The sequence below is a fragment of the Allobosea sp. 05T422_2 genome (genome assembly GCF_056396265.1).
Genome location: NZ_JBFTLD010000051.1, coordinates 21886 through 31226, shown reverse-complemented (window position 1 = coordinate 31226; position 9341 = coordinate 21886). Strand labels below are relative to the sequence as shown.

The 9341-nt window shown below is 66.3% G+C and carries 7 protein-coding genes; 6 read left to right on the top strand and 1 reads right to left on the bottom strand.

The window, feature by feature from the left end; genetic code table 11:
- The first annotated feature begins 79 nt into the window (after nt 1-79).
- Together metK and trmB are read left to right on the top strand one after the other, a co-directional pair.
- On the top strand, nt 80-1285 hold the full coding sequence (gene metK / locus AC1DJT_RS12135; RefSeq protein ID WP_441492019.1) for a methionine adenosyltransferase: 1206 nt from the start codon (nt 80-82) through the stop codon (nt 1283-1285).
- A 107-nt stretch (nt 1286-1392) separates the two neighbouring features.
- Nucleotides 1393-2097: a tRNA (guanine(46)-N(7))-methyltransferase TrmB gene (gene trmB / locus AC1DJT_RS12130; RefSeq protein ID WP_476767838.1), complete on the top strand. Its 705-nt coding sequence runs from the start codon at nt 1393-1395 to the stop codon at nt 2095-2097.
- Here trmB and AC1DJT_RS12125 read toward each other — a convergent pair.
- A complete protein-coding gene (locus tag AC1DJT_RS12125; RefSeq protein WP_476834132.1) occupies nt 2072-3160 on the bottom strand; it encodes a DUF2336 domain-containing protein in 1089 nt (362 codons plus the stop codon). The two genes, trmB and AC1DJT_RS12125, sit on opposite strands and share 26 nt — an antisense overlap.
- Before the next feature lie 297 nt (nt 3161-3457).
- Here AC1DJT_RS12125 and rimP point away from each other — a divergent pair, with 297 nt between their 5' ends.
- From rimP to infB, 4 genes are read left to right on the top strand one after another with little or no spacing between them, the layout of a single operon-like run.
- Complete coding sequence (rimP, locus tag AC1DJT_RS12120) at nt 3458-4138, top strand: ribosome maturation factor RimP (protein ID WP_476834131.1); 681 nt, start codon at nt 3458-3460, stop codon at nt 4136-4138.
- A gap of 5 nt (nt 4139-4143) precedes the next feature.
- Complete coding sequence (gene nusA / locus AC1DJT_RS12115) at nt 4144-5733, top strand: transcription termination factor NusA (RefSeq protein WP_069878570.1); 1590 nt, start codon at nt 4144-4146, stop codon at nt 5731-5733.
- A gap of 14 nt (nt 5734-5747) precedes the next feature.
- Complete coding sequence (locus AC1DJT_RS12110; protein ID WP_441492023.1) at nt 5748-6476, top strand: RNA-binding protein; 729 nt, start codon at nt 5748-5750, stop codon at nt 6474-6476.
- Nucleotides 6473-9331, top strand: coding sequence for a translation initiation factor IF-2 (gene infB / locus AC1DJT_RS12105; RefSeq protein WP_476834130.1), 2859 nt, complete (start codon nt 6473-6475; stop codon nt 9329-9331). Before AC1DJT_RS12110 ends, infB begins: the two co-directional genes overlap by 4 nt.
- Nucleotides 9332-9341 lie beyond the last annotated feature (10 nt).

Genomic DNA, 9341 nt, shown 5'->3' with positions numbered 1-9341 from the left:
GCAAGAACGCTGCGCCCCGCACCGGCAGGGTCCGTGCTGGCGGCCACCAGCTTGTCCGTGCATGAAGGATCCTTCGTCCGTGTCACGCCAGAACTATCTCTTCACCAGCGAGTCCGTTTCCGAAGGTCATCCTGACAAGGTTTGCGACCGGATTTCCGACGAGGTCGTCGATCTGTTCTTCAAGGAGGCCGTCAAGGCMGGGATGGATCCGGCCCAGGTGCGCGTCGCTTGCGAGACCCTGGCCACGACGAACCGCGTCGTCATCGCCGGTGAGGTCCGCACCTCGCTCGAYGAGAAGGCGCTGAAGAGCAAGGTCAAGTCGGCGGCCCGCAAGGCGATCCGCGCGATCGGCTACGAGCAGGACGGCTTCCACTGGAAGAAGTGCAAGATCGACGTGCTGCTGCACTCGCARTCGGCCGACATTGCCCAGGGCGTCGACGCCGCCGGCAACAAGGAAGAAGGCGCGGGCGAYCAGGGCATCATGTTCGGCTACGCCTGCCGCGARACGCCCGAGCTGATGCCGGCGCCGATCTACTACGCCCACAAGATCCTCGAAGTCCTGGCCAAGGCCCGCCATGCGGGTGAAGGACCGGCCGCCAAGCTCGGCCCCGATGCCAAGAGCCAGGTCACCGTCAARTACGAGAACGGCAAGCCGGTCGGCGTCACGCAGATYGTGCTCTCGACCCAGCATCTCGACGACTCGCTGAGCTCTGCGGATGTCCGCAAGATCGTCGAGCCGCATATCCGCGAGACGCTGCCTGAGGGCTGGATCTCGAAGGACACCGTCTGGCACGTCAAYCCGACCGGCAAGTTCGTGATCGGCGGTCCTGATGGCGATGCCGGCCTGACCGGCCGCAAGATCATCGTCGACACYTATGGCGGCGCTGCCCCGCATGGCGGCGGCGCGTTCTCCGGCAAGGACCCGACCAAGGTCGATCGTTCGGCTGCCTATGCKGCGCGCTACCTCGCCAAGAACGTGGTTGCCGCCAAGCTCGCCGAGCGCTGCACGATCCAGCTCTCCTACGCCATCGGCGTTGCCAAGCCGCTCTCGATCTATGTCGACCTGCATGGCACTGGCAAGGTCGACGAGGCCAAGCTCGAAAAGGCTCTGGGCGAGGTGATGGATCTCAGCCCGCGCGGCATCCGGACCCATCTCAACCTCAACAAGCCGATCTACGCGAAGTCTGCCTCCTATGGCCATTTCGGCCGGAAGGCCGGTCGCGACGGCAGCTTCTCCTGGGAGAAGACCGACCTGATCGACACGCTGAAGAAGGCCGTAGCCTGATCCAGCGCGGATGTTATGACGGGGTTCGGTCTACCGGATCCCGGAGAGGCCGGAGCGATCTCGCTCCGGCCTTTTGCTTTCGCCGGTGACGACGGGGTTTTGGGATCATGAGCGAAGAACGAGACCTGGAGAGAGATCTCGAACGAGCCTTCTTCGGCCGGCGCAAGGGCAAGCCTCTACGCGAAGGTCAGAGCGTGCTGATCGAGGGCACCCTGCCACGGCTGCGCCTGCCCGAAGGCGCGATCCTGGATCTGAAGGCATTGTTTCCCAAGCCGGTCGAGGCGGTGCGGCTGGAGATCGGCTTTGGCGGCGGCGAGCATCTGCTCTCCCGCATGCGAGAGAGTCCGGAGATCGGCTTCATCGGCTGCGAGCCCTTCGTCAATGGCATGGCGAAGTTCCTGGCGGTGATCGAGCGGGAAGGCCTCACCAACGTCCGGCTCTGGGATGGCGATGCCGCGCTGATGCTGCCGCGCCTGCCGGAAGGCGGCCTCGATGCGATCGACCTGCTCTATCCCGATCCCTGGCCGAAGCGCAGGCAACGCAAGCGCCGTTTCGTCTCGGAGCGGACGCTCGCCCTGTTCGCGCGGGCGCTGAGGAAGGGTGGGCGTTTCCGCTTCGCCAGCGATATCGACGACTATGTCGGCTGGACCTTGTCGCGGCTGCTGCACTCACCGGATTTCGACTGGGCCGATGAGCGCGCCGACGACTGGCGCCAACCCTATCCGGGCTGGATCCGCACGCGTTACGAGGCCAAGGCCATCGCTGCCGGGCGCGTACCGAGCTATCTCACTGCACGCCGTCGCGCATCCTGAGGAAGCCGAGCACCCGCTGCGCCGTCACCGGCGTCAGGTTGCGGAAGTTCTGGCGGGCCCGCTCGACCGCAGGTGCCGATTTGCCATCGCCCTTGCGCAGGGTGATCAGGGCGCGAGTAGTCTCCCAGGACCAGCCAAGCCCCCGGCCGACGAGCAGCACCGCGTCGCGATCCGGGCCGAGGATGATCTGCTCCGTCGCCTGCAGGCCGAGCCTCGCCAGGATGGCGACGCCGCAGATGGCGTGTTCGATTGCGCCCGAAGCGGCGAGCTCGGCGACCTTGGCCTCGTCGAGTCTGCCCACATCATGGAAGGCCTTGATATCGGCCAGCGCAGCGCTGAACTTGCCGAGATCGTCCTGAAGCTGGTCTTGTGCGGCGACCGCATCGGCGCTGCGCTCCACCGCGCGGTCGACGGCTCCGCCCATTGCCGGCTCGAACGTCGCAGCGAGCCTGCGACGCGCCGAATTCTTCGCAGCCAACGTCAATTGCTCGACCAGCTCTGCCGGGATGTCGCTCCGGGTTCCCAGCGTCGCCTGCAAGCCGTCATCCTGGACCGCACGCATCACCAGCACGCCCATGCCATGCCGCGAGAAGCGGGCGGATTGGTTGGCCGCAACCGCGTGGGTCACGACACGACCGCCCCGCAGGATCAGGAAATCAGTCACCGGCTCGGCGAGATACGGACGCTCGGTGATCGCGAGCATATGGTCGCGCCCCTTTGCGGCGGAGATCGCAACCAGATCCTGATCGGACAGCACGGGTGAGCCMACCAGAACCGGCCGCGCAACCGCGATCTCGTCGAGCGCAAGCTGGCGCACCACGCCGCCTGGCGCATTCGGCACGATGGACAGCCGCTCGGACAATTCGACCCGCGCGCGGGTTTCAATGGCGCGGGCAAGCCTGCCGATCACCACGTCGAAGACGCTGATCTGGTCATCGCCCATCGTCGCGGCCGTGCTGACGAAGAGATCGGTCAGACGCATCAGGATCTGGACGCGCTCATCGCCCGAGCCTCGCGACATCGTCGCTTCAAGATCACGCAACAGCGCGCTGACCGAACTCATTACGCAACCTCTTTACGCACCATTGGCCGACGCTAGACGAGAAGAATGACCAGCCGGTTAGCGCAATTGCATAAAGCCGGGCGCGGAATGGAAGCACCATTGCCGTTACATGGCGTTCCTTTCGACACCCTGCTCCCTGCCAGGGCAGCTTTGATCTTGCATGCCCGGCCGTTGCGGACTAAATAGCGACGCAACAGCTCTGGTTTCGGTGTAAGCCGATGATCAAGAGCGGGCCGGCCGGCCCGCTCTTTTTTGTTGGCCGCAAGCCCTGCCGGAGCGAAGGCAGGCAGTCCGAACATGAACGAGCCGACAGCAGCAGATCAGGACAGGCGCGTAGTGACCGAAAGCGGTGTGGCCGCGCGTGTCGCTGCCATCATCGAGCCGGCGATCATCGATCTCGGCTACAGGCTGGTGCGCGTGCGCGTCTCCGGCCAGAACGGTTGCACCGTGCAGATCATGGCCGAACTCCCGGACGGCACGATKACCGTCGAGGGTTGCGAGGCGGTGAGCCAGGCGKTTTCGCCGGCGCTCGACGTCGACGATCCCATCCAGGCCGCGTATCATCTCGAGGTGTCGTCGCCGGGGATCGACCGGCCGCTGGTGCGCCCGAGCGATTTTGCGCGCTGGTCCGGTCACCTTGCCAAGATCGACACGCACGAGCTGGTCGGCGGCCGCAAGCGCTTCCGCGGCATCCTGCGCGGCGTCGAGGGCGATACGGCCCTGCTCTCGCGCGACGATGCGAAGACCGAGGAAGAGCGCGACGTCGCGATTCCGATGAACGCCATTGGCGAAGCGCGGCTTGTTCTGACCGACGCCCTGGTCACCGAATCACTGCGGCGGGGCAAGTCTGGCCTGCCGCCCGAGATGCCGCCGGCGGACGAGATCGCCAGCCCGAAGAAGGGCAGGGGCAAATCACTGGGACCGCGCCCGGGCACACAGCCCAAGCCGGCTCCGCAGAACGACAACGAAGAGGAGTGAGCGTCATGGCTGTTAGCGCCAACAGGCTCGAACTGCTGCAGATCGCGGATGCCGTCGCCCGCGAGAAATCGATCGATCGGCAGATCGTCGTCGACGCGATGCAGGACGCCATCGCCAAGGCCGCTCGCTCGCGCTACGGCGCCGAGACCGACGTTCATGCCGAGATCAACACCAAGTCGGGCGAACTTCGCCTGGCGCGCCACCTGCAGGTCGTTGAGCAGGTCGAGAACACCTCGACCGAGATCACGCTCGCCGAAGCCAAGCGCCACAATCCGGCAGCCCAGGTCGGCGACGTCATCTCCGATCCGCTGCCGCCCTTCGATTTCGGCCGCATCGCCGCTCAATCGGCCAAGCAGGTCATCGTGCAGAAGGTGCGCGAGGCCGAGCGCGATCGCCAGTATGACGAGTACAAGGATCGCATCGGCGAGATCGTCAACGGCGCAGTGAAGCGCGTCGAGTACGGCAATGTCTTCGTCGATCTCGGCCGCGGTGAAGCCATCATCCGTCGCGACGAGATGATCCCGCGCGAGACCTTCAAGGTCGGCGACCGCGCACGCGCCTATGTCTACGACGTGCGCCGCGAGCCGCGTGGCCCGCAGATCTTCCTGTCGCGCACGCATCCGCAGTTCATGGCCAAGCTGTTCGGCCAGGAAGTGCCGGAGATCTATGACGGCATCGTCGAGGTGAAGGCTGTCGCCCGCGACCCAGGCTCGCGTGCCAAGATCGCCGTGATCAGCCGCGATTCCTCGATCGATCCCGTCGGCGCCTGCGTCGGCATGAGGGGCTCGCGCGTGCAGGCCGTCGTCGGCGAGCTGCAGGGCGAGAAGATCGACATCATTCCGTGGTCGCCGGATGTCGCGACATTTGTCGTCAATGCACTGCAGCCGGCTGAAGTCGCGAAGGTCGTGCTCGACGAAGAGGCCGACAAGATCGAGGTCGTGGTTCCCGACGAGCAGCTCTCGCTCGCCATCGGCCGCCGCGGTCAGAATGTTCGCCTCGCCTCGCAGCTGACCGGCTGGGATATCGACATCCTGACCGAGGCCGAGGAATCGGAGCGCCGCCAGAAGGAATTCCTGCAGCGCACCGAGACCTTCATGAACGCGCTGAATGTCGACGAGACCGTCGGCCAGCTGCTGGCCTCGGAAGGCTTCCGTTCGGTCGAGGAGGTCGCTTACGTCGACCTCGCCGAACTGGCCACGATCGAAGGCTTCGACGAGGAAACGGCGGGCGAGATCCAGTCGCGCGCTCAGGAATACCTGGCGACGGTCGAAGCCGAGCTCGACGACAAGCGTCGTGCTCTGGGTGTCGAGGACGCATTGCGCGAAGTCGAGGGCATCACCACATCGATGATGGTCGCGCTCGGCGAGAACGATGTGAAGTCCGTCGAGGATCTGGCGGGCTGCGCGACTGACGATCTCGTCGGYTGGACCGAACGCAAGGATGGCGAGAGCACACGCCATTCCGGCTATCTCGACGGGTTCGACCTGTCGCGCCAGGATGCAGAGGCCATCATCATGGCCGCGCGCATCAAGGCGGGCTGGGTCGAAGCTCCCGCTGAGGAGCCCGAGGCCGACAGCGAAGCGGCCGAGGCCTGAGTCAGGCGCGCGTGATGAAAAGGCCGGAATCGGCGCGGCCCGCGCACAAGGACGGCCCTGAGCGCAGCTGCGTCGTGACCCGCATGGTCAAGGCGCCGGAGGATCTGATCCGGTTCGTGGTCAGCCCCGACGGGGTTCTCACGCCGGATTTGCGCCGCAAGCTTCCGGGCCGCGGCGTCTGGACGAGCCTCAGCGCGGCCACGGTCGCCGAGGCGATCAAGCGCAAGGCCTTCGAGCGCTCGCTCAAGACCAAGGTCATGATACCGCCTGATCTTGCGGCTATGATCGATGGCTTGATGCATCGCGATGCAGTCCAGGCGCTGGCCATGGCCAACAAGGCGGGACTGGTTTCGTCCGGCTTTGCCAAGGTCGAGGCTTCTATCGGATCGGGGCGTCTCGCCGCGGTGATCGAAGCCAGCGATGGCGCCGAGGATGGCCGACGCAAGATAGGACAGGCTCTCAAGCGGGTTGCGGCAGCGCGAGCCGAGGATGGGCTGAAGGTCCGAAACACACCTGTCGTCGCGGAATTCGCGGCGGCTGATTTGGAATTGGCGTTGGGGCGGTCACATGTGATACATGCGGCCCTTGCTCCGGGACCGGCGGCCGAGGGTTTCCTCTCCCGCTGGCGTCGGCTCGTCCGTTACCGGATGGGCGATGCCGGTGCGTTGGGCCCGGAAAGCCCGACGGATTTCGACGAGACAGACGAACACACGACCGAACCGGCAGGACCGAAAGCGGAATGAGCGATACCAAAAACCCGGGCGACAAGACTTTGACGGTCAGCCCTCCGAAGACCCTAACGCTGAAGCGGCCGATTGAGCAGAGCACGGTTCGGCAAAGCTTCTCGCATGGGCGCTCGAAGCAGGTCGTCGTCGAGGTCAAGCGCCGCGTCGGTGGGCCCGAAGTCAAGGAAGCGCCGGTGGCTCGTGCGCCGCAGCCCGCGGTGCAGCCCGCTGCCCCGCGTCCGGTCGTACCCCAGCCGGCTCCCGCAGCTCCGAAGCCAGGCGGCATGCTGCTGCGCACCCTCTCGGACGACGAGAAGGATGCGCGTCAGCGCGCCCTGTCCGACTCGCGAGCCCGTGAGCTCGACGAGCGCCGTCAGGCCGAAGAGGAAGCCCGCCAGCGTGCGCTTGTTGCAGAACGCGAACGGGCCGAGCGCGAGGCAGCTCTTGCTCGCCAGCGCGAGGAAGAAGAGCGCCGTCGTCAAGAAGACGAGCAGAAGCGTCGCGCCGAAGTCGCCGCTCGTCAGCGCGATGATGCCCAGGCCGCCCGTCCGGCAGCCCCCCAGCAGCCGCGTGAGCAGGTCTCGGCCCCGGCTCCATCCGCTCCGCCGCAGCAGCAGGCGCAGCCGTCCCAGCCTTCAACCTATGCTCCCGCCGCACGGCCCGCATCCGGTCCGCGCGAGTTCGGTGGCGCACGTCCGCAGATGCGCGACGTCGGTGCACGTCCGCCGCGGCTCGACTCGCGTCCTGCCCGGGTCGACGCACCGCGTCCCCCCCGTGCCGGTGATCCGAGCGCTCCCGCAGAGCCGGCCGTCGTCCGCCCGGCCCGTCAGGCCCCTTCGGCCGGCGCCCCGCGCAGCCGCCCCGATGATGGTGAGGCCAGGCCCGCGTTCCGTCGCCCCGGCGGCGCTCCCGGCGCTGCCAATCGCGGCGCGCCGACTCCCGCCCCGAAGACGCCCAAGGCCGGTGAGAAGCCGCGTGGCCGCCTGACGCTCTCGACCGCTACCGGCGGTGATGACGAGCGGACACGGTCGGTTGCAGCCTTCCGCCGTCGCGTCCAGCGCATGACCGGGCACCGTGCCTCGGACGTCGCCAAGGAACGCGTGATGCGCGAGGTGATCATCCCCGAGACGATCACCATCCAGGAACTCGCCAACCGCATGACCGAGCGTGGCGTCGACGTCATCCGCCTGCTGATGAAGCAGGGCGCGATGCACAAGATCACCGACGTGATCGACGCCGACACTGCTCAGCTCGTGGCCGAGGAAATGGGCCACACCGTCAAGCGCGTCGCCGAATCCGACGTCGAAGAAGGCCTGTTCGATACGCCCGACACCGATGAGATGCTGATCCAGCGTCCCCCGGTCGTGACCATCATGGGCCATGTCGACCACGGCAAGACCTCGCTGCTCGATGCGATCCGCCAGACCCATGTCGTGACCGGCGAGGCCGGTGGCATCACCCAGCATATCGGCGCCTATCAGGTGACGACGCCGACCGGCTCGAAGGTGACCTTCATCGATACCCCGGGCCACGCCGCCTTCACGGCGATGCGTGCCCGTGGTGCCAAGGTGACGGATATCGTCGTTCTCGTGGTGGCAGCCGACGACGGCGTGATGCCGCAGACGGTCGAGGCCATCAACCACGCCAAGGCGGCCAAGGTCCCGCTGATCGTGGCGATCAACAAGATCGACAAGCCCGACGCCAACCCGGACCGCGTGCGGTCCGAGCTGCTGCAATACGAGATCCAGGTCGAGACGCTGGGCGGCGAGACGCTGGAAATCGAGGTTTCGGCCAAGACCGGCCAGAACCTCGACAAGCTTCTCGAGGCTATCTCCCTGCAGGCTGAACTGCTCGATCTCAAGGCCAATCCCGATCGCGCTGCCGAAGGCACCGTGATCGAGGCGAAGCTCGATCGCGGCCGCGGCCCGGTMGCGACCGTGCTCGTCCAGCGCGGCACGCTGCGCACCGGCGACATCGTCGTGGCGGGCTCGGAATGGGGCCGGGTGCGCGCCCTGATCGGCGACACCGGTGCCCAGATCAAGGAGGCGCCCCCGTCGCTGCCGGTCGAGGTTCTCGGATTCAACGGCACGCCTGAGGCCGGCGACCGCGTCGCGGTTGTCGAATCCGAAGCGCGTGCCCGCGAGGTCACCGATTACCGTGAGCGTCAGAAGCGCGACCGGATCGCAGCTCGTGGCGGTGGATCGGCAGCGGGCCGCTCGCTCGCGGAGATGATGCGCGACCTCAAGGAAGGCGCTGGCCGCAAGGAATTCCCGCTCGTCGTCAAGGGCGACGTGCAGGGTTCGGTCGAGGCCATCGTCGGCACGCTCGAGAAGGTCGGCAACGACGAGGTGCGCGCACGCGTGCTGCAGTCGGGTGTCGGCGGCATCACCGAATCCGATATCACGCTCGCCCAGGCTTCCGGCGCGGCTGTGATCGGCTTCAACGTGCGTGCCCACAAGGAAGCGCGCGAGGCGGCCGAACGGGCCGGCGTCGAAATCCGCTACTACAACATCATCTACAACCTCGTGGATGACGTGAAGGCGGCGATGTCGGGCCTGCTGGCTCCGACCCTGCGCGAGACGATGCTCGGCAATGCCCAGATCCTCGAGATCTTCAACGTCTCGAAGGTCGGCAAGATCGCCGGCTGCCGCGTCACCGACGGCACGATCGAACGCGGCGCCAATGTCCGCCTGATCCGCGACAATGTCGTGGTCCACGAGGGCAAGCTCTCGCAGCTCAAGCGCTTCAAGGACGACGCCAAGGAAGTGGTTGCCGGCCAGGAATGCGGCATGTCCTTCGAGAATTATCAGGACATGCGCGCTGGCGACGTGATCGAGTGCTATCGCGTCGAGGAGATCAAGCKGACGCTGTGATCCGTCGCGG

Coding starts and splice junctions, on each gene's coding strand:
- trmB (WP_476767838.1), top strand. CDS start 1,393: ATGAGCGAAGAACGAGACCTGGAGAGAGATCTCGAACGAGCCTTCTTC.
- AC1DJT_RS12110 (WP_441492023.1), top strand. CDS start 5,748: ATGAAAAGGCCGGAATCGGCGCGGCCCGCGCACAAGGACGGCCCTGAG.